General features: G+C 67.0%; 17 protein-coding genes, 1 tRNA gene and 1 pseudogene. 10 read left to right on the top strand and 9 right to left on the bottom strand.

The genetic code is table 11. From position 1 onward, the window contains the following. The first annotated feature begins 33 nt into the window (after positions 1 to 33). On the top strand, positions 34 to 1,383 hold the full coding sequence (locus tag ESO89_RS09295; RefSeq protein ID WP_128905247.1) for an alkaline phosphatase family protein: 1,350 nt from the start codon (positions 34 to 36) through the stop codon (positions 1,381 to 1,383). A gap of 11 nt (positions 1,384 to 1,394) precedes the next feature. Then, positions 1,395 to 1,976 (top strand): DUF7097 family protein, encoded by a 582-nt coding sequence (locus ESO89_RS09290; RefSeq protein ID WP_128905246.1) that lies wholly within the window; start codon positions 1,395 to 1,397, stop codon positions 1,974 to 1,976. Between the two features lie 66 nt (positions 1,977 to 2,042). Here the strand turns inward: ESO89_RS09290 and ESO89_RS09285 are convergent, their stop codons facing one another. Then, positions 2,043 to 2,783, bottom strand: coding sequence for a hypothetical protein (locus ESO89_RS09285; protein ID WP_128905264.1), 741 nt, complete (start codon positions 2,781 to 2,783; stop codon positions 2,043 to 2,045). Between the two features lie 230 nt (positions 2,784 to 3,013). On the opposite strand from ESO89_RS09285, the gene ESO89_RS09280 reads away from it, so the two are divergent. The 6 genes from ESO89_RS09280 to ESO89_RS09260 all read left to right on the top strand — a co-directional run bounded on the left by ESO89_RS09280 (position 3,014) and on the right by ESO89_RS09260 (position 13,328). Continuing rightward, entirely contained in the window at positions 3,014 to 3,688 is a 675-nt protein-coding gene (locus ESO89_RS09280) for a DUF6517 family protein (protein WP_128905245.1), read from the top strand. A gap of 422 nt (positions 3,689 to 4,110) precedes the next feature. Then, entirely contained in the window at positions 4,111 to 7,128 is a 3,018-nt protein-coding gene (locus ESO89_RS18985) for a hypothetical protein (protein ID WP_241686181.1), read from the top strand. A gap of 129 nt (positions 7,129 to 7,257) precedes the next feature. After that, a complete protein-coding gene (locus ESO89_RS18525; RefSeq protein ID WP_164932771.1) occupies positions 7,258 to 7,425 on the top strand; it encodes an HEWD family protein in 168 nt (55 codons plus the stop codon). A gap of 275 nt (positions 7,426 to 7,700) precedes the next feature. Next, positions 7,701 to 12,413: a glutamate synthase large subunit gene (gene gltB / locus ESO89_RS09270; RefSeq protein ID WP_128905244.1), complete on the top strand. Its 4,713-nt coding sequence runs from the start codon at positions 7,701 to 7,703 to the stop codon at positions 12,411 to 12,413. Between the two features lie 152 nt (positions 12,414 to 12,565). Further along, positions 12,566 to 13,174, top strand: a complete 609-nt coding sequence (locus tag ESO89_RS09265) for an SRPBCC family protein (protein ID WP_128905243.1) — start codon at positions 12,566 to 12,568, stop codon at positions 13,172 to 13,174. An 82-nt stretch (positions 13,175 to 13,256) separates the two neighbouring features. After that, a tRNA-Ala gene (locus ESO89_RS09260) sits at positions 13,257 to 13,328 on the top strand. 154 nt (positions 13,329 to 13,482) lie between these two features. On the opposite strand, the pseudogene ESO89_RS09255 reads toward ESO89_RS09260, so the two are convergent. The 4 genes and pseudogenes from ESO89_RS09255 to purB form a co-directional block, all read right to left on the bottom strand. Continuing rightward, positions 13,483 to 13,725 (bottom strand): annotated as a pseudogene (locus ESO89_RS09255) (hypothetical protein); the annotation flags it as partial. Positions 13,726 to 13,793: 68 nt separating this feature from the next. Beyond that, positions 13,794 to 14,693 carry a sensor domain-containing protein gene (locus ESO89_RS09250; RefSeq protein WP_128905242.1) on the bottom strand — a complete coding sequence of 300 codons (900 nt, stop codon included), beginning with the start codon at positions 14,691 to 14,693 and terminating at the stop codon, positions 13,794 to 13,796. A 96-nt stretch (positions 14,694 to 14,789) separates the two neighbouring features. Then, positions 14,790 to 15,152 carry a zinc ribbon domain-containing protein gene (locus tag ESO89_RS09245; RefSeq protein ID WP_128905241.1) on the bottom strand — a complete coding sequence of 121 codons (363 nt, stop codon included), beginning with the start codon at positions 15,150 to 15,152 and terminating at the stop codon, positions 14,790 to 14,792. Between the two features lie 89 nt (positions 15,153 to 15,241). After that, entirely contained in the window at positions 15,242 to 16,762 is a 1,521-nt protein-coding gene (purB, locus tag ESO89_RS09240; RefSeq protein ID WP_241686180.1) for an adenylosuccinate lyase, read from the bottom strand. 169 nt (positions 16,763 to 16,931) lie between these two features. Here purB and purN point away from each other — a divergent pair, with 169 nt between their 5' ends. Next, a complete protein-coding gene (gene purN / locus ESO89_RS09235) occupies positions 16,932 to 18,536 on the top strand; it encodes a phosphoribosylglycinamide formyltransferase (protein WP_128905240.1) in 1,605 nt (534 codons plus the stop codon). A gap of 129 nt (positions 18,537 to 18,665) precedes the next feature. Here the strand turns inward: purN and ESO89_RS09225 are convergent, their stop codons facing one another. The 4 genes from ESO89_RS09225 to ESO89_RS09210 all read right to left on the bottom strand — a co-directional run bounded on the left by ESO89_RS09225 (position 18,666) and on the right by ESO89_RS09210 (position 23,750). Next, positions 18,666 to 19,901 carry a digeranylgeranylglycerophospholipid reductase gene (locus ESO89_RS09225; RefSeq protein ID WP_128905239.1) on the bottom strand — a complete coding sequence of 412 codons (1,236 nt, stop codon included), beginning with the start codon at positions 19,899 to 19,901 and terminating at the stop codon, positions 18,666 to 18,668. Between the two features lie 125 nt (positions 19,902 to 20,026). Then, positions 20,027 to 21,019: an ATP-binding response regulator gene (locus ESO89_RS19200; RefSeq protein ID WP_128905238.1), complete on the bottom strand. Its 993-nt coding sequence runs from the start codon at positions 21,017 to 21,019 to the stop codon at positions 20,027 to 20,029. Positions 21,020 to 21,125: 106 nt separating this feature from the next. After that, positions 21,126 to 21,989 (bottom strand): 2-oxoacid:ferredoxin oxidoreductase subunit beta, encoded by an 864-nt coding sequence (locus ESO89_RS09215; protein WP_128905237.1) that lies wholly within the window; start codon positions 21,987 to 21,989, stop codon positions 21,126 to 21,128. 3 nt (positions 21,990 to 21,992) lie between these two features. Then, the gene (locus ESO89_RS09210) at positions 21,993 to 23,750 is read right to left on the bottom strand and encodes a 2-oxoacid:acceptor oxidoreductase subunit alpha (protein ID WP_128905236.1); all 1,758 of its coding nucleotides are present in this window, start codon (positions 23,748 to 23,750) and stop codon (positions 21,993 to 21,995) included. A 324-nt stretch (positions 23,751 to 24,074) separates the two neighbouring features. Between ESO89_RS09210 and ESO89_RS09205 the strand changes: the two genes are divergently transcribed. Then, entirely contained in the window at positions 24,075 to 24,719 is a 645-nt protein-coding gene (locus tag ESO89_RS09205; RefSeq protein ID WP_128905235.1) for an FAD-dependent oxidoreductase, read from the top strand. Positions 24,720 to 24,969 lie beyond the last annotated feature (250 nt).

The raw sequence follows: 24,969 nt of genomic DNA, 5'->3' as shown, positions 1-24,969 counted from the left end.
AACCCTTTTGCCCTCCACGGGGGATGTACCCCTATGGGCCTCTTCGACCGGCTGCGAGGGAACGACACGCCCCGCGTGGCGTTCATCGGGATCGACGGGCTCCCCCACCGCCTCGTCGCCGACAACCCGGACGCGTTTCCGACGCTGTCGGCGATCGCCGACGAGGGCGACGGGGGACCGATCGACAGCGCCGTGCCGCCGGAATCAAGCGCGTGCTGGCCGGTGCTCACGAGCGGGATGAACCCCGGCGAGACCGGCGTGTACGGCTTTCAGGACCGAGAGGTCGGCTCGTACGACACCTACGTCCCCATGGGCCGCGACGTGCAGGCGACGCGGGTGTGGGACCGCGCGACCGACGCCGGTCTCGACGCGACGGTGATGAACGTCCCCGTCACGTTCCCGCCGCAGCGGACGGTTCAGCGCATGGTCTCCGGCTATCTCTCGCCCGACGTCGACAAGGCCGCCCACCCGGAGGAGCTTCGGAAGTACCTCACCGAGAGCGACTACAGGCTCTCTGTCAACGCGAAGCTCGGCCACCGGGAGGACAAGACCGAGTTCATCGAACAGGCGCGCGAGACCCTCGACGCCCGCGCGGAGGCGTTTTCCCGATACGTCGAGATGGACGACTGGGACCTGTTCGTCGGGGTGTTCTCCACCCCGGACCGGATCAACCACTTCCTGTGGGGCGACTACGAGGACGGCGGGCCGTACCGCGAGGACGTGCTGGCGTTCTACGCCGCCCTCGACGAGCACATCGGCGCCATCCGGACGGCGCTTCCGAACGACGTGCGGCTCGTCGTCGGCTCCACCCACGGGTTCGCACGGCTCCGCCACGACGTGTACTGCAACGAGTGGCTCGAACGCGAGGGGTGGCTCTCGTACGAGGACGGCGACGACCACGGGTCGCTGTCCGACATCGCCGGCGACGCCCGCGCGTACTCGCTCGTCCCCGGCCGCTTCTACCTCAACGTCGAAGGGCGCGAGCCCGACGGCGTCGTCCCCGAGTCGGAGTACGAGGCAGCCCGCGAGGAACTCCGGGCCGAACTCGAAGCGTGGGAAGGACCGAACGGGAACCCGGTCGCGAAGCGAGTCGTCGAGCGCGAGACCGTGTTCCGTGGCGACCACGACGCCATCGCGCCCGACCTCGTCGTGATCCCGCACGAGGGGTTCGACCTCAAGGCCGGCTTCCGTTCTCACGACGCGGTGTTCGATCCGGATGGCCCCCGAACCGGTATGCACACCTTCGAGGACGCCGCCCTGTTCGTCGATCACCCGGACGCGAAGGTCGAGGACGCGGACTTGCTCGACGTCGCCCCGACCCTCCTGCGCCTGCTCGACGTCGACTACGGCCGGACCGACCTCGACGGCGCGAGCCTCATCTGAGGTGGCGTCGAGTGGAACGCACGCCCGACGGGACCCCGGTCGGCGTCGACGACCCGTACGCGGTCGCCGACGTCTGCGACCACCTCACCGACGACGGTCGCTGCCGGTTCGCGCTGGCGCGAGCGGGAGACGACTCCGAGTTCGCCGCCGAGCGACGCAGAGACGGCTACGCCTGCCACGTCGGCGCGGAGGGGGCGTGGCGTTCCTGCCCGCACTACCGGTCGACGACCGACGGGCGCGAGTGCTACCGGTGCGGACTGGCGGAGGTCCGACTGGCCCACGACGACGCCCGCCCGCTAGTGGAGGAACACCACCTGTCGTACGGCGACGCCGCCGCTTCCTCAGCCGATTCCTCCAATCCTGACGATGCCGACGACGCCGGTTCCTCCGATCCCAACGACGCCGGCCCCCACGAGATCACCGTCGCGCTGTGTCGCTGGTGTCACACGAAAGTCCACAAGTCGTTCGCCCGGATCGACGACGACGCCAGTCCCGATCCCGAGGCGATCGCGGCGCGGGAGAGCCGGCGGAGCGAGGAGCAGTCGGAGTCCGCGTTCGAGACCGCGAGCGAGCGGTTCGACCGGAGGGAGTAACAGAGCGGAAGCGGGAGAAGAGTACCGGAACCGAAGCGCAGAGGAGATGTCAGTCGGCGCGTCGGCTCAGTTGTCCGGCTTCGGGCGGATCAGGTTCGCCAGCGCGACGAGCAGTCCGAGGAACCAGCCGAGCGGGACGGAGATCCCGACCCACATCAGCACGTACCCGAGGCCGGCGACCCCCCACCGCTGACCGAACGTGTTCAGGTCGAACGCGTCGCGGAGCGTTTCGTTGATCCCGCCGACAGAGAGGAACGTGTCGAGCATCCACCGCGCGAGCTCGTAGCTCGGATCGAGGATCACGTTCGAGATGGACGGGGTGAGCAGCGCGGCGACGACGGGCGGGAGGAAGATCGCCGTCATCGCGAACGGGTACGCCAGCGCGACGCTGACGAAGCGGCCGCCGGCCTTCGAAAACCCGGCGGCGAGCCCGGCCGCGACGATGGCGACGACGCTGGCGCCGCCGATGCCGAGCATCACCTCGGTCGGCAGTTGGAGGTGTGCGACGAGCGTGAGCGATCCCCAGACGACGGTGGCGACGAGCACCGCGCCAACCACGCCGAAGCGCGTGACCGCGGAATCGAGCTTCGCCGCGTAGTACCGCGTGGCGAAGCCGACGAGCAGCAACGGATAGGTCACCGCCACCAGCGGCGCTCCGAGGGTCGCCCAGAGGTAGTAGCCGGCCGTCTGGACAGGAGTCTCCGGCTTCCACTTTCCCAACACCGCGCTCGGGTCGAGCTGTCTCGGGAAGACGACCTCCATCCACGTCGCGTGGAGGCGGACGACATCGAGGAGGAGCGCTTCCACCAGTCCGGTTTGCCCTCGGCGTTCCATTTGACTCACCTCGCGCGCGACACACCGTGAACTTTGTGCCTTGGTTCGGCGGCCCGACCGGCGAGGGGGGGGGGGTCTCCTATCGCGGACCAGTCGCAGTCGGTCGAGCGGCGCTTGCGACCGCCGATCGGCGCTTGCGACCGAGATCCGGCGATCGCGTCCCGCGGCGGTACGCTTACCGTTCCGGCGGCGTACGGACCGGTATGCACAGGCGCGAACTGCTCGCGGCGGTCGCCGTATCGGCATCGACCGCGGTCGCCGGATGTACCGGGACCGAGAACGGAAGCTACGAGTTCGACGCCGAACCGGCTCACGTCCCGCCGGCCGCCGCGTCCGAAGCGGGGTACGAAGGGAAAGCCCCGGAGTCGTTCACCCTCGAACAGGAGTTCGACGTGGTCGGCGTGAACGCGCAGGTGTCCGCCACCACGTGGGCGGCGGGTTACGAGAGCCCCGACGACGGATCGGTGCTGTTCGTGGCGAGCACGCCGGACGCGTCGGTGGCCGGCCAGTCGGTGAACCCCCTCGTTCGCGCGGACGACACGGAGATGGCCCGTCGGCTGTTGACGCAGCTCAACCGGCGGGGAATCGGCGGGAACAACGCCGAAATCGGCACGGGCAACGCCGAGAACCGAGGGACGAGGACTCGCGCCGTCCTCGGCGAGAACGCGGAGATCTCGGTGCTCGAAACGACCGTGGAGACCGAGGCCGAGAGCGGAGCCGGCAACGAGGGGAGCGGCGCCGCGGAGGACGTTCCGGCGTACCTGTACGTCGGGGCGGTACCGCACCGAGAGGACGTGATCGCTCTCGTCGGGATGCACCCGACCGCCGTCGACGCCGCCGAGCCGCTGTTGTCCATGATGGAACGCGTCGAACACTGACGGTCGAACACACGGTGCACCTTTTCAGGGATAGCCGGTCTGAGCCGCCGGATATCCCGATCGGGATCAGCGCGACCGATCGCCGGACTGGACGCCCGTCACGCCGATCGTTTCCGTGTTGAGAAGCTTTGATCTCCGTAACTCATTTATAAGAGATCGAACCGAGTGCGAACACCTGACGGTGCGAGACCGCGGTCGGGACTCGTGATGTCACGGTCGGCGACGTGAGAGTCCGATAGCCGCGGCTCTCTCGGCCGTAGATACCAATGCTTCGGAGAATTACGCCCCGGTGTGCGGCGATCTGTACGCTAGCGCTCCTGCTGGCCTGTCTGTCTATCGTCGGGATCGGGATCGGGACAGCAGAGTCTGGGACTAATGACACAAGTACTCCCAAGATAATTGATGCAGGAGATACTGAGAATATGTTCCCAGATGAGAATAAAAATAGAATAAGAAATATAACAATAAAACATAAAACATCATCCAGTATAAAGTTGTATATTAGTCTTACACAGATAGAAAATTCCGGAGTCAAGACATCATCTACGGTTATAAGTGGCTATAACGTATCTAATGGAACAGTATCTGAAATCAGTAGAATATCATATGAGGGCCAAAGAGTATTTGTACTTGATATAAGCCAAACAAATTCACTAAATAAAACATTTATAAACTATATCGAATTCAGTAGATTAGAAACCACCAATTCGAAGCCATCTTCTCAAGTGAGATACGAACTTGCGACTACAGAATCTGATTCTAGAGAGAATTTTTCAGAATTAAAATCAGAAAATAGGATAATAGAATCTTCGCCATTCAAAATTGTAGGGGGAATTATAAGAGTGCCAGATCAAGCTACACTTTCAACTCATATTGGTAGTGATACTATGACAAGATCTGCAATAACCATACGAAAGTTTGTGTCAAATGTAAACGCTACAATTATTGTGACAGAGGGAGAGAATAGCACACAACTAACTGGATATAAAACACAGACAGCTACATCAATAAATGGTCGTCAAAATCTCTCTGTTAGATCCTCAGTTATTGGTGGAAAAAGCAGAATACACGTAATACCGAATAAATATATTGACATTGATCGATATATAAATGATGACAGATTTGACGAAGTACCTGAGTCAGTAATTGAATCAGCTACTGCTAGTGATACCACTCATGTGTATTCGGGGACAGTTAAGTTTGACAACCAAAAACATACATCTCCAATTAAATCAAATATATCGCTCAATAAAACCGATCTTCTTGATAAACGTGGAAAAGATACTCCGTATATCGTCACAGTGCATCCAATAACATCAAATAATAGAGTCATACATGAATCTGTATATGGGTATTCTAATGTATTAACGGGATCTCATGAAACTGTTAATATAAGCGTTAGAAATGAAGACGGTGAAGCATCTACAATTTGGCATAGTAATGAATTTGCAGCAAAGATACAACTTGCTAGGAACCACTCTAAAGGCGACACACCAAATTTAACAGATGTTTATAACCTTCCGAATTCAGACTTAGAAAATAAATTTGTGAACGGTGGTGTATCTGACACCGCAGAAATTACTATTTCAGAAATTATAGAAAAAGGTTGGAATACATCTATTCTAATTAACCAAACTGAAGATCTTAGTCAACTCGATCGGGTTTATGCAGGTTCTGTATTGAAAGTGAATGATTCTTTGTCGGGAGTAAATGAGCCAAAAATCTATCGAATAAGTAGTAACGGAAGATACATCACACACAATATAGGATATCGTCCAGAGAACACCTCTTATATTGGATTTAATACAACAAAATTTCAAACAGGGAAATATACATTTGATAGTTCAGATGAATCTAAATATGAATTCAAGGTCGTAAGTATTCAAGATCAGTTCCTAAATCTCACGAAACAGACTAATAAGACAGAGACCGGTGATGTTCTGTCATATGAGATAGACCACAATATACCAGATGCAGATATTATTGTCAAAGATTTAAACACAGATACAACAGTCGCAACCGCAGATCTCGCGACGCTCGGAGACGGAGAAACGGCGGTCGAGTTCAACACGTACGCGGCGGCGGGTGGCTCGTCGAACGACACGGTCATCACGGCGGGATCGGGGGCGACGGTCGAGTCGGTCACGACGTCGGTCCCGAACGAGACGCTCCCGCCGGGGGTCTACGAGATCGCGGTCCGCTCGGAGCGGGGATCGACCACGAAGCGGGCCACCGCGACCGCGACGCTGGACCGGCGCTCGACGACCGGTCTCACCACCTACACGGGGGACAGAACGGACCGCACCGAACTCGGAAGTGCCGCCGCGGTTCGGGACGCGGTCGAGAGCGGCGCGCTCACGCGGTCGGAGCGCGTCGAAGCGAGCGACACCGTTGTCTACGCGGTGAACGCCTCCGGCCTGACGGGGCTGCCGGCGGCGCGCGACGCGACGATCGAGACCGGTGCCGATCTCGCCCGGCTCGACGGGCTGGAGTTCGGCGTCCGGCCGGCGGCGGACGACGGGGAACGCACGGACAGCGACGTGTCGGGCGACATGCCGCCCGACTCCGCCGTACACGTCGACGAGGGAGGCCTCTACGTCGTCGCCGACGGCGAGGATGCGCTCGCGACCGACGAGACGCCGGCCGACGGAACGGAGTTCACCGCGGAGTTCCGCGTGGTCGACGACCGGCTCCGCGAGGCCGCCGGCGGTTCGCGGAACGATCACGGCGCGACCGACGCGGTGACGTTCGCCGCCGTCGACGATGCCACCGACGACGGTGCTGCCGGGGAGACCGTCGGCGGCGGAAGCGGCGCCGTCGGTGGCGGCGGTGGCGGCGGTGGCGGCGGTGGCGGCGGTGGCGGCGGCGGCGGAACGAAAGGGTCGGAGGGCGCACGGGGCACGGGCGGTGGTGGCGGCGGTGGTGGCGCCAGCGGTGGCGCACGGGGCGCGGGGGCCGCCGGAAGTGCGGACGGCTCGCCGGGAGACCCAGGTACGGGCGGCCCTTCAGAGTCCCGGGGAGACGGGACGGGAGCCGATTCCGCGCGCGGGATCGGTTTCGGCGTCCGGCCGAGCGCCGAACGGCGGGCCTCCTCGATGAACGACCCGGTCGCCGTGTCGGCCCCGGTCGCCGCCGAAGGGGGACCGCCCCGCGGCGGGTCCAGCCGCTCGATCGACGCCGCCGCTGGCGGTGCGCGCTCCGACGACGGGAGCGGCGAGGGCGTTGATCCGGCCGAGGAACGCGGAACGGACGGCGCGTCGGAGAACGGGGGCTCCGACGCCGGTTCCGGCGACGCCGGGACGGACCGAGCCACGCCGACCTACGAGAACGCGCCGATCCGGGCGACGGCCGACGATATCCCCGGACTCGGTCCGATCCAGTCGCTGGCGGCGCTCGCCCTGACGCTCTCGGTCGCCGCTCGTCGACAGCGGAAGGGGTGAACCGCGGTCTGCGGCGGGGATACCGGAGCGATGTCGGAGCGATACCGGAGCGGTTTCGGGCTGCTTCAGCGTTCCGGATCGGTTCGGGCCGGCGGTATCCTTTTGCTGGACCGTCCCCTTCGTTGTCCCATGAGCGTCACGATCACCCCGCCGCGAGCGCGCAAATGCGAGCTGTGCGGCCGCGAGGAACGGTGGGACGACGACGCCGACGGATGGCGGATCGACGACGAGCCCGGCGACATCTACTGCATCCACGAGTGGGACATCAACGGGACGTTTACTCCACTGAGCGAGTGACCGCGGGACGAGGGTGATCCGGCGTTCCGCCTGCGTCCTCATCCGCCGAGTTGACGATCGGTAAGTTACTCTCCGAATTCGACGGATTACGTCTCGAACGATTCCGTTGATGACCGTATTGTTTACTCAGATTCGGATCTATTCTGATCGAACAGCGATTACGTCATTGGTACACACTCCTGATGAATAATTACCTTATATTCCCTAATGTGTGTACGATGGTTCCTACCCCTATCAGGGTCATACCTTTAAGCGACGGATCTAGAGTGTGTACCATGACCGAGCCACGTAGTAACACCCGGGAGGTATCAGAGCGGGATCTCCCGGGCCACGGTGGGGGGCTTGCGGCGGTAACGGACGAGCGTTCGAACTGTGGGATCGGCGGCATCGTCGACCTCGACAACGATCCGAGCCACGAGACGGTCGCCGACGCCGTCGAACTGCTCGAGAACCTCGAACACCGCGGGACGACGGGCGCCGAGGAGGACACCGGCGACGGCGCCGGCATCATGGTCGCGCGCCCGGACGACTTCTTCCGCGAGGTCGTCGACGCCGACCTGCCCGAGGAGTACGCCGTCGGCTCCGTGTTCATGCCGACCGAACCGAGCGTGCAGGCCGAGATCCACGACGTCATCGCGGAGGTGTTCTCCGTGTACGGACTGGAGGTGCTGGAGTGGCGCTCGGTCCCGACGGACAACGCGGACCTGGGCGCGACCGCGCTCGACTCCGAGCCGGAGGTCTCCCAGCTGTTCGTCGCGCCGGTCGAGGGCGCCGGCCTCGCCGAGCGGTTCACCAGCGAGGAGACGCGCCCCGACGATTCTGACCCCAAGATCCTCGGCTTCGACCGCGCGCTGTACGCCGCGCGCCGCGAGATCGAGAATGCGGTGTCCGAGGTCGACGGCGCGGGGCGGTTCTACGTCTGCTCGCTCGACCGTCAGCGCGTCGTGTACAAGGGCCTCCTCAAGGGCTCGCAGCTCGCCGGCTACTTCCCGGACCTGACCGACGAGCGGTTCGCGAGCCACGTCGCCCTGGTTCACGCGCGCTTCTCGACGAACACGCTCGGCGCGTGGCACCTCGCGCACCCGTACCGCAACATCGTCCACAACGGCGAGTTCAACACGATCCGGGGGAACGTCAACTGGATGCGCGCCCGCGAGAACGACCTCGAACACCCGGCGTTCGGCGCGGAGCTCGACACGATCAAGCCGGTGATCGACGACCCGAACCAGTCCGACACCGCGAGCGTCGACAACGCGGTCGAACTCCTCCTGCAGGTGGGCCGCGACCTCCCGCACACCCTCCGGATGCTGATCCCGGAGGCGTTCCGCGACGACGACCTGATGGAGCAGGCCCGCGCGGACTTCTACGACTACCACGCCTCGCTCGTCGAGCCGTGGGACGGTCCCGCCCTCGTCATCGGCTTCGACGGCGACCGCGTCGCCGGCGTCTTGGACCGCAACGGGCTCCGTCCCTGCCGGTACGAGGTGACCGACGAGAACCGGTTGGTCGTCGGCAGCGAGGTCGGCGCGCTCCCGACCGAGCCGGCGGACGTGACGCGTCGCGGCCGGCTCCAGCCCGGCGAGATCTTCGTCGCCGACCCCGAAGAGGGACGGATCGTCCCGGACGACGAGGTGTTCGATGACCTCACCGACGAGAAGTACGGCGAGTGGGTCGCCGAGCGGCAGGTCGACCTCGACGACATCATCGAGGAAGACGCGGTGGCCGCGAGGATCGACTCGGGCGACGACGCCGACGGGGGCTCCGACGGCGCCGCCGACGACGCCGACACGGAGCCGACCGTGCGCGCCCATCAGGCCGCCTTCGGCTACACCACCGACTCGCTGGACCACCTCGTCGAACCGATGGCGACGGACGGGAAGGACCCGGTCGGGTCGATGGGCGACGACACCCCGCTGTCGGTGCTCGCCGATGTGGATCGCCCGCTGTTCACCTACTTCAAGCAGCTGTTCGCGCAGGTGTCGAACCCGCCGATCGACTACATCCGGGAGGAGCTCGTCACCTCGCTGGAGACCCGGATCGGGAACCAGCGGAACCTGCTGGACGAGACGCCCGAACACGCCGAGCAGATCGTCTCCGACACCGCGATCCTCACTGACGCCGAGACCGCCGCGCTGCGCGAACTCCCGGGGCCGGGCGAGCGCGCGCCGGGAGCGGGAGACGGTGAGGCGGGGGACGCCCCGTCGTTCACCTCCGTGACCGTCGACGTGACGTACGACCGCGACGGCTCGCTGGTCGACGCCGTGAGCCGCGTCCGCGAGGACGCCGCGACCGCCATCCGGGACGGGGCCGACGCCGTGGTGCTCTCCGACCGGGCGGTCGGCCCGGACCGGCTCGCGGTGCCGAGCCTGCTCGCGACCGGCGCGGTCCACCACCACCTCGTCCGCAACGGCCTGCGGAACCGCGCGGGGCTCGTCGTCGAGTCCGGCGAGCCGCACGAGGTCCACCACGTCGCGACGCTGGTCGGCTACGGCGCGGACGCGATCGACCCGTACCTCGCGTACGCCTCCATCGCCGACGTGGTCGCCGGCCCCGACGGCGCCGACGAGGACGAGGCGCTCGCCGCCTACCGCCACGCGCTGGAGGACGGCCTCCTCAAGACGATGGCGAAGATGGGTATCTCGACGATGGAGTCGTACCAGGGCGCCCAGATCTTCGAGGCGGTCGGGCTCTCGTCGTCCCTCGTCGCCGAGTACTTTGAGGGGACCGAGATCCGCACCGAGGGGATCGGGATCGCGGAGATCGAAGATGACCTCCGGACGCGCCACGCGATGGCGTTCGGCGCGGACCCCGAACTGGAGACGATCGGCGAGTACGAACACCGCTCGTCGGGCGTGAAGCACGGCTGGAACCCCCAGACGGTCGGGACGCTCCAGCAGGCGGTTCGCGGCGGCGACTACGAGCAGTACCAAGAGTTCGCGGAGCTGGTCAACGATCAGTCCGAGGAGCTCCAGACGCTCCGCGGGCTCCTTTCGTTCGAATCCGACCGCGATCCGGTCCCGGTCGAGGAGGTCGAGCCGGTCGAGTCGATCGTGGAGCGCTTCTCGACGGCCGCGATGAGCCTCGGGAGCATCTCGCCGGAGGCCCACGAGAACAACGCGATAGCGATGAACCGGCTCGGCGCGAAGTCGAACACGGGCGAGGGCGGCGAGCCCCCGGAGCGGTTCGACACCGAGAAAGAGTGTAGCGTCAAGCAGGTCGCCTCCGGACGGTTCGGCGTCACCTCCGAGTACCTCGCGAGCGCCGACGAGCTGCAGATCAAGATGGCGCAGGGATCGAAGCCCGGCGAGGGCGGTCACCTCCCCGGGAAGAAGGTCAACGAGATGATCGCGCACGTCCGGTGTTCCACCCCCGGCGTCGGGCTCATCTCGCCGCCGCCGCAACACGACATCTATTCGATCGAGGACCTCAAACAGCTGATCTTCGACCTGAAGGCCGCGAGTCCCGACGCGGACGTCAACGTGAAGCTGGTCTCCGAGGCCGGCATCGGCACCATCGCGGCGGGCGTCGCGAAGGCGAACGCCGACGTGGTCCACGTCTCCGGCCACGACGGCGGGACCGGCGCGTCGCCGAAGACGTCGATCAAGAACGCGGGGCTCCCGTGGGAGCTGGGGCTCGCCGAGGCGAACCAGATGCTCCGCGCGACCGGCCTGCGGGACCGCATCCGCGTCACCGCGGACGGCGGGCTCAAGACCGGCCGCGACGTGGCGGTCGCCGCCGCGCTCGGCGCCGAGGAGTACGTGTTCGGCACCGCGTCGCTCGTCACCTCGGGCTGCGTGATGGCCCGGCAGTGCCACGAGAACACCTGCCCGGTCGGCGTCGCCACCCAGCGCGAGGACCTCCGTCAGCGCTTCCCCGGCCAGCCGGACCACGTCATCAACTACATGACGTTCATCGCGCAGGAGCTCCGGGAGATCATGGCCGAGCTCGGCTACACGGAGGTCGAGGAGTTCATCGGGCGGCCCGAGCTCCTCTCCCAGCGCGAGACGGACCACGAGAAGGCCAAACACCTCGACCTGTCGGCGGTCATCGCCGAGCCCGCGGGCGACGCCCGGACGAAGACCCGCGAGCAGGACCACCCCGGCATCGACGAGCTGCTCGACTGGGACCTCATCGAGGAGGCGAGCCCGGCGATCGAGGACGGCGCGCCCGTCGCGCTCACCCGCGACGTGGAGAACGTCGACCGCGCGGTCGGCGCCGCCCTCTCGAACCGCGTCGTCTCCGAGCACGGTGGCGACGGCCTCCCGGACGACACCGTCACCTGCCGGTTCGACGGCTACGCGGGCCAGAGCTTCGGGGCGTTCCTCGCGTCCGGCATCACCATGGAGCTGTCCGGCGCCGCCAACGACTACGTCGGCAAGGGGCTCTCCGGCGGTCGGATCGTGATCGACACGCCCGAGGAGGCCGGCTACGACCCCGCCGAGAACGTCGTCGCCGGCAACGTCGGGCTGTACGGCGCCACCGCGGGCGAGGTCTACGTCAACGGCGTCGCCGGCGAGCGCTTCGGCGTCCGCAACTCCGGCGTGACGGCGGTCGTCGAGGGCGTCGGCGACCACGGCTGTGAGTACATGACCGGCGGCGCCGTCGCCGTGCTCGGCGACACCGGGCGGAACTTCGCGGCCGGGATGTCCGGCGGGGTCGCCTACGTGTACGACCCGGACGACCGGCTCGACGACCGCGTGAACCGCGAGATGGTATCGGTCTCGGAGGCCCTTGAGGAGTCCGACGAGCGCATGCTCCGCCGGCTCGTCGAGAACCACCACGCCTACACCGACAGCGACCGCGCGGCCGAGCTGCTCGACGACTGGACGGCCGCGATCGACGACTTCGTCCGCGTCTTCCCCGACGCCTACGCCGAGATCATCTCCGAGGGCACGGGCGCCGACGTGCGCGATGAGCTGCCGGAGCCCGCTGCCGCCGTCCCCGGTTCGGCCTCCGACGCGACCGGACAGGCGTCGAGCGACGACTGAGTCGGCGTGGCGCTCGCGGGCGGCGTCCTCGCCGACCGCCAACGCGATCGTCAGGTCCGCGCCGGTCACCGTCGACGGGCGATTGCGCCGGGGAGACGTACCTCGCGTCCGGTCGTCGGACCGCTTAATAGGCGCCGGCCGAACCCCCCTCCGTGGACGAACTCGTCGTGAGCACGGAGGTGTACGCCGACCCCGAGGACGTGTACGCGTTCCTGCTCGACTTCCCGCGGTACGCCGACTACTCGGAGTACCTCCGAGAGGTGCGAACGCTGGAAGGGGAAGGCGGACCGAACACCCGCTACGCGCTGACGTTCGCGTGGTGGAAGATCACCTACACGGCCCACTCGCGCGTGACCGGCGTCGAGCCGCCCGAGCGGATCGACTGGGAGATCACGAAGGACATCGACGCCGGCGGGTGTTGGCGGGTGACGCCGGCGGAGGCAGACGGAGACCCGACCGCCGACGGCGACACCGATCCAGCCGACCCGGCCGGCCCGGCCGACTCGACCGACCCGACTGACCCGACTGACCCGACCGATCACCCCTGCGAGGTCGCGCTCGAAGTCGAGTTCGACCCCGGCTCTGCCAGCTCTGACACGCTCGATCTCCCGACGCTCGTCTCCTTCGACTGGGTGCTGAAGAAGGCGATCCCCCTGATCAGAGGCGAGGCCGAGCGCGTCGTCGAGCGCGCCGTGCGCGACCTGGAGGACTCGACGCGCGACGTGGACCTCGACGTGTACGTCGATTCCGCGCGGATCTGAGGCCGTGTGGGAGTCGGTGTCGCCGGTGTCGGCGAGTCGAAGGCCTTAATATATCCAGCGGGGAACGAATGGATGCGTACGAGGGCTCGTAGATCAGTGGTAGATCATCCCCCTGGCACGGGGAAGGCCCGGGGTTCAAATCCCCGCGAGTCCACTCGACTCACTTCGTTCGTCTCGTTCCCTCGTGTGGTCCCGTTCGTTCCACTCACGGGACCCCCGCGAGTCCATTCCGACACCTCCGTTATATCGGCTGTTCTCAGACACACAGTAGAGACGCTATACAGTACGGTATCAACCGGATCGGGTCAGAGCCGAGACTCGCCGCCCGCAGTGGTGTCCCAGTAGAGCGCGGCCCCCGCGAGCAGCGGGAGCCAGAGGGCGTGGAAGAGCGCGTTCGTCGCGCCCGGAACGACGAGGCTCGCGGCCGCGTCGAGGTCGGGAGCGACCGCGGCCGCGACGACGACCGCGACCGCGCGTCGGTCGAACGCGCCGCCGAGCAGGGCCGCCGCCAGCAACGCGCCGACGGCGGCGGCGACGAGCGTCGGAGCCATACCGGCTCTGACGGTCGCACGAGAATAAGCGCACCGGGGGCGGGGAGTCGCCGGGACCCGATGCCGGATCAGGAGCGGTCTTCGCCTCGATCCGAGCCGTCGTCCGACTCCGGATCGACGGCGTCCGCCGGGATGAACTCGTCAGCTTCAGGGGCCACGGATTCGGCGCCTGTCGGCGCCTCGTCTTCCGGTTCGTCGTCTTCCGGTTCGTCGTCTTCCGGTTCGTCGTGAGCAGATGCCGGGTCGGTAGGAGCCGACCCGGCAGCGAGCGCCGAGTCGGTAGGCGCCGGGCCGCCGGTCCCCGCGGAATTCTTCGACGCCCCGTCGTCCGCCGTCGGCTCTCCGAGCAGCGCGGTCGCCATCCGCCGGCAGACGTACGCGACGAGGTTCGTGATATGGAGCGCCGCGAGCACCCCGACGATTCCGACCGGGACCGCGAGCAGCGCCTCGGGGAGCGTCTCGATCGCCCACGTCACCGGCTCCCCGTTGGATTCGCCGAAGTTGACCACGTAGGGATACCGCAGCGGGGCGACGACGAGCGGGAGCCCGTTCGCGAGCGCGAACAGGGGGACGAACGCGAGGACGGTGACGAAGAACTTCAGCGAGAGGAAGCCGACGCCCCGCCACGTCGACGCCGCGTCGACGTACTTCCTGACGTTCGCGACCGCGCCGCCCGCGTCGGCTGGCACGTCGTCGTACCGGTCGAGGTCCGTTCCCAACAGCCGGTTGGCGAGCCAGCGTTCGAAGCCGGCGGCGATCCGGGCCCCGAGAAGCGTCGCCACGAGGAGGACGAGCCCGACGAGCACCACGGAGAACACGACCCCGAACAGGAATCCGAACGAGAACAGCGTCGAGTAGATGAACCCGACCGGGACCGCGAGCAGGAGGTACAACAGGTGTCTGTACGTTTTACCGTCGACGAGGACGCCGACGATCGGGAGCGTGGAGGGTGAACGGAGGGAGACCATGCGCGGTCGAAGTGTTTCCCTCTGCCGACATAAATCGGTCGCCATTGGCGGGGCGGGAGGGGAGGGAACCGAACGTCCGCGCCGCGCCCGGCTATCTCACCCGATGAAGAAGTCGATCGCGTCGCCGGACGACCGCCCCTTGTACAGCTCCGAGTAGCCGCAGTCGGCGCACGAGACCACCGTGAACCGGCGGTTTTGCACGTCGAACAGCTTGGTGAGGCCGGTGCCGCTCGTGGCGATCTCGTCCGTCTCGGTCTCCTCGCCGCCGCACTTCGGGCAGCCGTGGCCGTCGCCGGCGGCGATCGAGTCGTGGTGGTCGTCGGTCCCGGTGGACCGATCGCCCGTCGTGCGATCCCGGTCGCCGCCCGGTCGCTCCCGATCGTCGGTCGCGCGGTCTCGGTCGTCGGTCTGTTCGTCGTCGAAGACGGAGTACTCCGTCTCGCCGTCGTCGGAGGGCATCGGTGCCATCTGCTCCCGCGACGGGTAAACCTCTTGTGGCGCCACTCGCCGCACCTCCCGTGGCGCCACTCGCCGCTCCCCTTGTGACGCTACTCGTCGACCTCGTCGACAAGCTCGTCGGCGACGCCGACGTAGCCGGCCGGGGTCAGCGCCTTCAGCTCCTCGCGGACGCCCTCGTCGACATCGAGGTCGTCGAAGAGGTCGCGGAAGTCGTCGAGAGTGACGCGCTTCCCGCGAGTGAGCCCCTTCACGCGCTCGTAGGCGTCCGTGTCGCCCTCGCGTCGGAGGATCGTCTGGACGGCCTCGCCGATCACCTCGGGCGTCGCCGCCAGCTCCTCGCGCATGACGGTCTCGTTCGGGACCACCGTCGCGAGCCCGTCGCCGGCCTTCGAGTAGCCGATCAGGCAGTGCGCCAAGGCGGCGCCGACGTTGCGCTTGACGGTGGAGTCCGAGAGGTCGCGCTGGAGCCGCGAGGTCGTCACGTAGTCGGCGAGGAAGGTGAGGTCCGAGTTCGCCTTCGAGAGGTTCCCCTCGCTGTTCTCGAAGTCGATCGGGTTCACCTTGTGCGGCATCGTCGAGGAGCCGGTCTCGCCCTCGACGGTCCGCTGGCCGAGGTAGCGGTCGGAGACGTAGAGCCACGCGTCGAGATCCAGATCGAGGAGGACGTTGTTGACGCCCCGCAGCGCGTCGAACAGCGCCGCCAGGTCGTCGCAGGGATTCACCTGCGTCGCGAGCGCGGTGTGTTCCAGATCGAGCCCGCGCACGAACGACTCGGCGAAGGCGGGCCAGTCGACCTCGGAGTAGGCCGCGTCGTGGGCGGCGTAGGTGCCCGAGGCGCCCGCGAGCTTCCCGGAGAGATCGCCGTTCGCGACGACGACTCGCCCGAGCGCGCGACCGAGCCGCGAGGCGTACACGGCCATCTCCTTGCCGAACGTCGTCGGCGTCGCGGGCTGGCCGTGGGTGCGCGCCAGCATGGGCGCGTCGCGGTGTTCCTGCGCGAGGTCGGCGAGCGCGTCTCGGACCTCGCGGATCGCGGGCACGACCACCTCGCTCACGGCCTGCGTCACCAGCAGGCGGTGCGCGAGGTTGTTCACGTCCTCGCTCGTGAGCCCGAAATGGATCCACGGGTACAGCGCCTCCCCGTCGGCGATCGCGCCGGACTCCGCCAGCCCGTCGAGTCGGACCCGCAGGAAGTACTCGACCGCCTTCACGTCGTGGTTGGTCGCGCCGTACCCCTCGGCGCCCTCGACCTCCAGCGCCTTGATCAGGCGGGCGTCCTCGGCGGAGAACTCCTCGTAGACCGCCCGAATCGCCGCCTCGGCCTCCTCGTCGAGCGCGACCGGGGTCGCGTCGAGGGCGACGAGCGCGATCAGGTACTCGACCTCGACGCGGGTCCGGGCGCGCATGAGCGCGGCCTCGCTCGCGTACGGCGACAGCGGGGCGGTCCGGGAGGCGTACCGCCCGTCGAGCGGGGACACCGCGGCGAGCGGGTCCGAGCGCGACAGCCCGGGGATCGGTTCGTCGGCCGGCGTGCCCTCGTCCGGCGTGCCCTCGTCCGGCGCGCCCTCGTCCGGCGCCTCGTCGCCCGCCGGTTCGGAGTCGTCGGTCATGTCCGCGACTGCCGCCGGAGCGAGCAAAAGCGTGTCGATGGGGGAATCGCACAGACGTGGATAGGTAGTCGCAGTTTTTGGGCTCGGGTGGGATATCTTATCCGCAAACGTGGATCTACCCCCGGAACGGACCGCAATCGATATACGCGATCGGTCGGACCACTCGCGTATGAAGATCGCCGGACTCGCGAGCAACCGGGGACGGAACCTCAGACACATCGCCGACGCCGCGCCGGGCGGCGCAGAGCTGTCGGTCGTCCTGACCAACCGCGAGCAGGCCCCCGTGCTGGAGGCCGCCACGGAGCGCCGGATACCCACCGAGGTCGTCGAGCGCGAGGAGGACGAGTCGCGCGAGGCCCACGAGCGACGGATCGTAGACCGACTGGCCGGGTACGACTTCGATCTCGTCTGTCTGGACGGGTACATGCGCGTGCTCACAGACGAGTTCCTCGACGCGGCCCCCACGACGCTGAACGTCCACCCGTCGCTGCTGCCGGCGTTCCCCGGCACGGACGCCCACGAGCAGGTGCTCGACGCCGGCGTCCGCACCACCGGCTGCACCGTCCACGTCGTCACCGAGGAGGTCGACGCCGGCCCGATCGTCACGCAGGAGCCGGTGCCCGTCTACGAGGGCGACGACGCCGACGCGCTGAAGGACCGCGTGCTTCACGACGCCGAATTCACGGCGTACCCGCGGGCGGTCCGGTGGTTCGCGGAGGATCGGGTGACGGTCGAGCGCGACGGCGACGACGCGCCCGTGAACGTGACCGTCGACGGCGACGCCGGCGGCGACTTCCCCGAGCGGCGCTTCGTCTCCGAGGAGCGCGCGGACACGCTGCGGTACGGCGAGAACCCCCACCAAGACGCCGCGCTCTACGTCGACGACGGCTGCGAGGAGGCGAGCGTCGTCGACGCCCCCCAGCTGAACCCCGGCGCGAAGGGGATGGGGTACAACAACTACAACGACGCCGACGCCGCCTTGAACCTCGTCAAGGAGTTCGACGAACCCGCCGCCGCCGTGATCAAGCACACGAACCCGGCCGGCTGCGCGACGAGCGACACGCTCGCGGACGCGTACGACCGCGCGCTCCGCACCGACGCGAAGTCCGCGTTCGGCGGCATCGTCGCCGTGAACCGCGAGTGCGACGCCGACACCGCCGACGCGGTCGTCGACTCGTTTAAGGAGGTCGTCGTCGCACCCGGCTACACCGACAGCGCGCTCGACGTGCTCCGGGAGAAGAAGAACCTCCGCGTGCTCGACGTCGGTCCCCTCGGCGAGGACGACGAGCGCTTCTCCGAGCGGTTCACCGAGAAGCCGATCGTCGGCGGACGGCTGGTCCAAGAGCGGGACCGGCAGTCGCCGACCGCCGCCGACCTCGACGTGGTCACCGAACGCGAACCCACCGACGAGCAGCTGGAGACGATGCTGTTCGCGTGGAAGACGCTCAAACACGTGAAGTCGAACGGCATCCTGTTCGCGACCGGCACGGAGACGGTCGGCGTCGGGATGGGGCAGGTGTCCCGCGTCGACGCCGTCACGCTCGCGGCGATGAAGGCGGAGAAGGACGCCGACGGAAAGTCCGCCGAGGGAGCGGTGATGGCCTCGGACGCCTTCTTCCCGTTCCCGGACGCGATCGAGGAGGCGGCCGAGGCCGGCATCGAGGCCGTGATCCAGCCCGGCGGTTCCGTCAACGACGAGGACGTGATCGCCGCGGCCGACGAACGCGACATGGCGATGGCCTTTACGGGCTCGCGCTGCTTCCGCCACGACTGAGCCGGAGGCCCCTCTCCGACTACTCGGCCGACTCCATCCCGGTGATCTCGAACCGAGCGCCGCCCGCGTCGCTCTGGGTCACGGACACCTCCCAGCCGTGCGCCGAGACGACCTGCTGGAGGATCGTCCCTACGACCCCAGCTGCTCGCGCGCGAGCTTCGCCAGAAGCGGGAGGTCGGAGAGGTGGAGCAGCTTCGCCATCGATGCCTTCTTGCCGCGGTTCGCCTTCTCAAGCGTGTTCTCCTCCGCCTGTCGGAGGTCGCGCATGAACCGGTCGTAGCGCTCGTTGGGCGCGAGGTACAGCAGCCGCGTGAGCATCAGCCGCGCCTTCATCCGCGGGGCCACGTCGCGGTGCCAGAGCCGCTCGTAGACGGCGAGGCTCTCGGCGTCGAGGCGCCGCTCCGAGTCGGTGAGACACCGATCGACGGTGGCCGCCGCGGCGCGGGCCGACTTCATTCCCTTGTGTATCCCCTCGCCCCACAGCGGATCGATGGAGGGGACCGTGTCCCCGATCGCGAGGAAGCGGTCGGTGTGCATCTCGTCGGGCATCTGGATGTGCGCGGAGCCGCGATGGACCTTCCCGTCGATCTTCTCGGCGTCGGCGAACCGCGGGTCGCGGTCGACCCACGCGTCGAGGTAGCCGTCGACGGTCTGGCCCTCCTGTGCGAACTCGCGGTGGCGGTCGTTCTGGATGTAACAGAGGCCGACCTTCGCGGTGTCCTCGCCGGTGGCGAAGATCCACGAGTAGCCGCCGGGCGCGATGTCGTGGTCGAGTCGGAGCATCATCGCCCGTCGCAGGTCGGCGTACTCCGGATGGTTCATCTCGACGCCCCCCATCTCGTACTCGATGCCGATCGCCTGGTTCTCGCGTTCGAGGTCGACCACGTCGAGCGCGCTCGCGATCGGCGCCGCGGGACCGGTGGCGTCGACGACCACCTCGGCGTACACCTCCTCGTCGCCGTTGTACCGGACCCCCTCGATGACGCCGTCCTCGTCGAGGATCGGCCGGGAGACCCGCGAGTCGAACCGGTACTCGGCGCCGTTCTCGCGGCCGTCCTCGACGAGGAACCGCTTGAACTCGGCGAACTCCAGCACCGCGCCGGGCTGGTAGCTCTTGTAGTGGCTGTTGGGCGACTCCAACACCACGTCGTCGGTGTACGACATCACCACGTCGTCGGGGACCCCGAAGGAGGACATCATCGAGGGGAACGTCCCGGCGGTCGACTTGTTGCTCTGGCGGGGGAACTCGTCTTCCGGCTCCGTTTCGAGAACGACGACGTCGTAGCCTCGCGTCGCCAGGTCGCGAGCGCACTGGGCGCCCGCCGGTCCGGCACCCGCGATCACGACGTCGTAGCGATCAACCATATACCCGTGAATACGGACCCACGTAATTAGGCTTGCTGAAACCGGTCGGGAACGACCGTTGAGCCGCCGTTGGCGGGGTATTTTGGCCGATCACCGAGGTCGGAATTCGGCGGCGAGGGGTGGCCTCACTCGACGACCGACGCGCCGGTGACCTCGAAGCGAGCCCCGCCCGCGTCGCCCGCGGTCGCCGCCACCGACCAGCCGTGCGCCTCGGCGACCTCACGCACGATGGTGAGCCCGAACCCCGTCCCGTCGGCGACGGAGGAGTATCCGCCCTCGAACACGCGGTCCCGCTCGTCGGCGGGGATGCCGACGCCGTCGTCCTCCACGTAGAACCCGTCGCCGTCGTCGAGGAGCCCGACCGTGATCGACAGCGGCGAGCCGTCGGCGTCAGATCCCCCGTCCGGGTTCGCGTCCGGCCTCCCGTCCGGGTTCGCGTCCGACCCCTCGTCGACGCCGTGTTCGATCGCGTCGCCGGGCTCCGCCCGGCTGCCCGTAGATCCGTGTTCCACGCTGTTCCGAAAGAGGTTCTCGAAGAGCTGTCCGAGCCGGCTCTCGTCGGCGCGAACGGTCGCGTCGGTCTCGACAGCGAGCGTCGCGTCGGCGGTCTCGACGGTGCGCCACGACGACGCCGCAGCGTCGCCGAGATCGACCGGGACCGGGTCCTCGACCGCCTGCCCCTCGCGCGCCACCGCGAGCAGGTCGTCGACGAGCGTCTCCATGCGGTCGAGGGCGTTCGCGGCGTCGTCGAGCCGCGGGCTGTCGCAGGACTCGCGGGCGACGTCGACGTTTCCGGCGGCCACGTGAAGGGGGTTCCGCAGGTCGTGGGAGACGACGCTCGCGACCGCCTCGGACCCCTTTCCGGTGAACAGTACGAACGGGAGGTCCGGATAGTCCTCGCGGACGATCCGGAGGAACTCGATCCCGGAGCGCTCCGGCATGTCGTAATCAGAGACGACGCAGTCGACGGGATCGCCCTCGTCGAGCGCGCGGAGCCCCGCCGCCACCGACGTCGCCGTCTCGACCGCGAACCGATCGTCGACCCGCTCGAGGTAGTTCGCGGTGAGGTCGGCGAAGTCGGGCTCGTCGTCTACGTGGAGAACCCGGATCTCGTCCATGGCTGCGTGATGCTCACGTCGCAGGTAAATAGCTGTGTTGTCGGTCCGGCGAAACGACGCGCCGAGGAGAGGTCCGGACCGCGAGTCACCGATCGCCGACGCCGGCTCAGTAGAACTCGCGGACGAGGTCCGTCGCGCCCTCGGGCGCGCCGTCCGGGATGACGGACATGTCCTCGTCGACGCCGTGACGCTCGTGGTACGGCACCGACTCCTCGTCCTGGTAGATGACGCCCTGGTGCTCCGTCTCGTCGTCGAAGATGACATCCTTGGCGGCCTGCTTGTCGCTGGGGTCGTGGTCCGCCTCCTTCAGGTCGACCAGCGAGTCGCGGAAGTAGTCGTAGGTGTCCACGTCGTTGAACGTGACACAGGGCGAGTAGACGTTCACGAAGCCGAACCCGTCGTGTTCGACCGCCTGCTGGATGATCTCCTGGTGGCGGAGCGCGTCCGAGGAGAACGACTGCGCGATGAACGTCGCGCCCGACGCCAGCGCCAGCGCGTGCGGGTTGACCGGGGGCTGTTTGGGACCCTCGGGGCTCGTCGACGTCTCGAAGTCCTCGCGGGAGGTCGGCGACGCCTGCCCCTTCGTCAGCCCGTAGATGCGGTTGTCCATCACGACGTACGTCATGTCGACGTTGCGCCGGACCGCGTGGACGAAGTGGCCCGCGCCGATTGAGTAGCCGTCGCCGTCGCCGCCGGCGACCATCACTTCGATGTCGGGCCGGGCCATCTTGACCCCCGTCCCGACCGGGAGCGCGCGCCCGTGAACGCCGTGGAGCGCGTAGCTGTGCATGTACGTGCCGATCTTGCCGGAACAGCCGATGCCGGCGACGACGAAGGTGTTGTCGGGGTCGTTGCCCGTCTCCGCGAGGGCCTTCATCATCCCGTTCATCGTCCCGAAGTCGCCGCATCCCGGGCACCACGTCGGCTGCTTGTCGGACTTGAAGTCGGTGAATCGAGTGTCTGAGCTCATTGGTTACGCCTCCACCCCCTCCGCGAGGGTCTCCTTGATGTCGTCTGCGAGTTCGTCCGCCTTGAACCGCACGCCGTTGTACTTGTTCACCCGATCGACGCGGGCTAACACGTCGTGTTCGACCAGGTCCGCGAACTGCCCCTGCTCGTTACACTCCACGACGATGACGTTCTCCGCCGCCTTGACGTCCTCGGACAGATCCGGGCGCGGGAAGATGTACGGGACCGACAAGACGCGGACATCGAGCCCGTCGTCCGCGAGGAACTCGACGGCCTCGGCGAGCGCGCCCTCGTTCGACCCCCACGAGATCACGAGCGTGTCGGCGTCCGCGTCGCCGAACTCGCGCGGGCTCCAGTCCTCGCGCTCGCGGGCCGTCTCGACCTTCCGGTTGCGCTTGTCGACCTGCTCGACGCGCATCCCCGTGTCCTCGGTGCGGCGCCCCTGCTCGTCGTGTTCGAGGCCGGTGGACATGTGCGCGCCGTCGGCGGTGCCGGGGAACGCCCGCGGCGAGATCCCGTCGTCGGTGATCTCGTGGGGTTGGAAGCCGTCGGAGTCGCTCATGTGGTCGTCGATGTCGGCCTCGTCGACGACGAAGCCGCGGTCGACCTCCACCTCGTCCATGTCGAACGTCTCCGGGGAGAACGTCTGCTCGGTGACCGCCATCGAGAGGTCGGCGGTGAGGTAGACGGGGAGCTGGTACTTCTCGGCGAGGTTGAACGCCTCGACCGTCTTCCAGAAGCACTCCGCGATCGTCGTCGGCGCGAGCACGAACCGGGGGACCTCGCCGTGGCCGCCGTACAGCATCTGGTTCAGGTCGCCCTGCTCCTGTTTCGTCGGCATCCCCGTCGAGGGACCGGAGCGCATCACGTTACAGATGACCAGCGGCGTCTCCGAGGTCGCGATGAGGCCGAAGGTCTCCGTCATCAGGTCGATCCCGGGACCGGACGTTGCAGTCATCGACCGCGCGCCCCCGCGAGCGGCGCCGAGCGCCATGTTGATCGCGGACAGCTCGTCTTCCGCCTGCACGACGTGGCCGCCGTAGTGCTCGATCCGGCCCGTGAGATACGTCATCACGTCGGTCGCCGGCGTGATCGGGTAGCCGGCGTAGAAGCGGCAGCCGGCCGCGATGGCGCCCATTCCGATGGCCTCGTCGCCGTTGAGGAGGACGTAGTCCTCGTCGGTGGTCTCCAAGTCGTAGTCGAACTCGTGGTCGTACTCCTCGACGACGTACGACCGCCCCGCGCGGGCGGCCTCCTTGTTGTTGTCGACGAGCTTCTGACCCTTGTCGGAGAAGCGCTTTTCGAGCGCGGAGTCGAGGTTCTCGATGGGGAACTCGGCGACCTCGCAGGCCGCGCCGAGCGCGACGACGTTCCGCATGATCGCCCCGCCGGCCTCCTCGGCGAGCCGCTTGAGCGGGACGTCGATCCCGATCATCCCCTCGGGGATCTCCACGTCCTGCATCGTGGTCCGCTCGCCGTCGTAGATGATCACCGACCCCTCGTGGAGCTCGTCGAGGTTCTCCTCGATGGTCCGGGGAGTCAACGCGATGAGGACGTCCAGGCGATCGACGACGCTCTGTACCTTGTCGACGGAGGTTCGCACCTTGTAGGCGGTGTAGCCGCCCCGAATCCGCGAGGCGAAGTCCTTCGACGTGAACACGTGTCGACCCGCTCGAGAGAGCGCTTGCGCGAAGATCTTCCCGGTCGAGTCGATGCCGTCGCCGGCCTCTCCGCCGACGGCCCAGTTGAAGTCCGCAGCCATGCTATACGGGGGCTTTCGCCGGACTCATCAAAAGACTTCTGGAAGGAGCTATCGACCCATTTCTGAACGAACATTGCTTTTTTAGCGGATATTGCCACAAAATAGCTCTACTATCCGCCCTTATCACGAATATAGTGGACAAACGTTTTTCGAATCTCTCACGATCGACCCCCATCGTCGTCGGGGGTTTCGACGCGCGTCGAACCGGCGAGGATCGGGTTCGGCGGGACGGCGCGCGGCTCGATCGACGCCCGCCCGGGTTTCGACACGGGCAGCACCGATGCCGACGGGAACACGTTTGTGTCTCCCGGTCGGATCGGGGTCATGGACACGACAGCGACGGTCAGCGCGGTCGAGACGGTCGGCCGCGACACGTACGCCCTCCGGTTCGACGCGCCCGACGGGTTCGCCGCCGAGCCCGGGCAGTTCGTCAAGCTCGGCACCGAGATCGACGGCGAGTCGGTCGCCCGCTTCTACACGCTCTCGTCGCCGACCGTCGGCGACACCTTCGAAGTCACGGTCGGCATCGACCCCGAGGAGGGCGGCGAGTTCTCCGCGTTCCTCGCCGACGCCGAGGCGGGCACCGAGATGACGCTCTCCGGTCCGTTCGGCGACCAGCACTACGACGGCGAGCCGCGCGCGGTCGTGATCGCGGGCGGTCCCGGCGTCGGCCCGGCGGTCGCCATCGCGGAGCGCGCGCTCGACGACGGCGCCGAGGCCGCGGTCGTCTACCGCGACGACGACGTGTCGCACGCGGACCGGCTGGAGGCGCTGCAGGAGCGGGGCGCCGCGATTCACCTCCTCGACGCGGACGAGGCGCTCGACGAGCCGGTCGCCGAGGCGCTGAAAGGTAGCGAGGGCGAGACCGTCTTCGTGTACGGCTTCGCCGATCTCGTCGCCGACGCCGAGGCCGCGGTCGAGGCCGCGGGCGGCGACGCCGACGCCGCGAAGGTCGAGAACTTCGGCTAGACGTGGGTTAGGACGTTTCAGTGGATCGTTTATAAGTAGCCGATCGCGGAGCGACGGTGAACACCTCCAAAGCCCCAGCCGCGAGGAGCCCGCACGCTCGCTGCGCTCCTCGTCGCTCGCGGTGCTCGCTCCTGCGGTGCTTGGCGTCGCCTCCGGGCTCCTCGCGGCTGCCCCTTTGAGTCCCGCCCGCCCGCACCGCACAGCACCTCACACCTCCCCAGCCTCGTCGGTCGCCCTCCGCGTCGCTCCG

The sequence above is a fragment of the Halorubrum amylolyticum genome (assembly GCF_004114995.1).
Lineage (GTDB): Archaea > Halobacteriota > Halobacteria > Halobacteriales > Haloferacaceae > Halorubrum > Halorubrum amylolyticum.
Note: the sequence above shows the minus strand (reverse complement) of the source record. Positions and strands in the feature narration are given on the sequence as shown.

Excerpts from the sequence above, each read along its gene's own strand:
- ESO89_RS09295 (WP_128905247.1), top strand. The coding sequence starts at position 34 with ATGGGCCTCTTCGACCGGCTGCGAGGGAACGACACGCCCCGCGTGGCG.
- ESO89_RS09280 (WP_128905245.1), top strand. The coding sequence starts at position 3,014 with ATGCACAGGCGCGAACTGCTCGCGGCGGTCGCCGTATCGGCATCGACC.
- ESO89_RS18985 (WP_241686181.1), top strand. The coding sequence starts at position 4,111 with ATGTTCCCAGATGAGAATAAAAATAGAATAAGAAATATAACAATAAAA.
- ESO89_RS18525 (WP_164932771.1), top strand. The coding sequence starts at position 7,258 with ATGAGCGTCACGATCACCCCGCCGCGAGCGCGCAAATGCGAGCTGTGC.
- gltB (WP_128905244.1), top strand. The coding sequence starts at position 7,701 with ATGACCGAGCCACGTAGTAACACCCGGGAGGTATCAGAGCGGGATCTC.
- ESO89_RS09250 (WP_128905242.1), bottom strand. The coding sequence starts at position 14,693 with ATGGTCTCCCTCCGTTCACCCTCCACGCTCCCGATCGTCGGCGTCCTC.
- ESO89_RS09245 (WP_128905241.1), bottom strand. The coding sequence starts at position 15,152 with ATGCCCTCCGACGACGGCGAGACGGAGTACTCCGTCTTCGACGACGAA.
- purB (WP_241686180.1), bottom strand. The coding sequence starts at position 16,762 with ATGACCGACGACTCCGAACCGGCGGGCGACGAGGCGCCGGACGAGGGC.
- purN (WP_128905240.1), top strand. The coding sequence starts at position 16,932 with ATGAAGATCGCCGGACTCGCGAGCAACCGGGGACGGAACCTCAGACAC.
- ESO89_RS09225 (WP_128905239.1), bottom strand. The coding sequence starts at position 19,901 with ATGGTTGATCGCTACGACGTCGTGATCGCGGGTGCCGGACCGGCGGGC.
- ESO89_RS19200 (WP_128905238.1), bottom strand. The coding sequence starts at position 21,019 with ATGGACGAGATCCGGGTTCTCCACGTAGACGACGAGCCCGACTTCGCC.
- ESO89_RS09215 (WP_128905237.1), bottom strand. The coding sequence starts at position 21,989 with ATGAGCTCAGACACTCGATTCACCGACTTCAAGTCCGACAAGCAGCCG.
- ESO89_RS09210 (WP_128905236.1), bottom strand. The coding sequence starts at position 23,750 with ATGGCTGCGGACTTCAACTGGGCCGTCGGCGGAGAGGCCGGCGACGGC.
- ESO89_RS09205 (WP_128905235.1), top strand. The coding sequence starts at position 24,075 with ATGGACACGACAGCGACGGTCAGCGCGGTCGAGACGGTCGGCCGCGAC.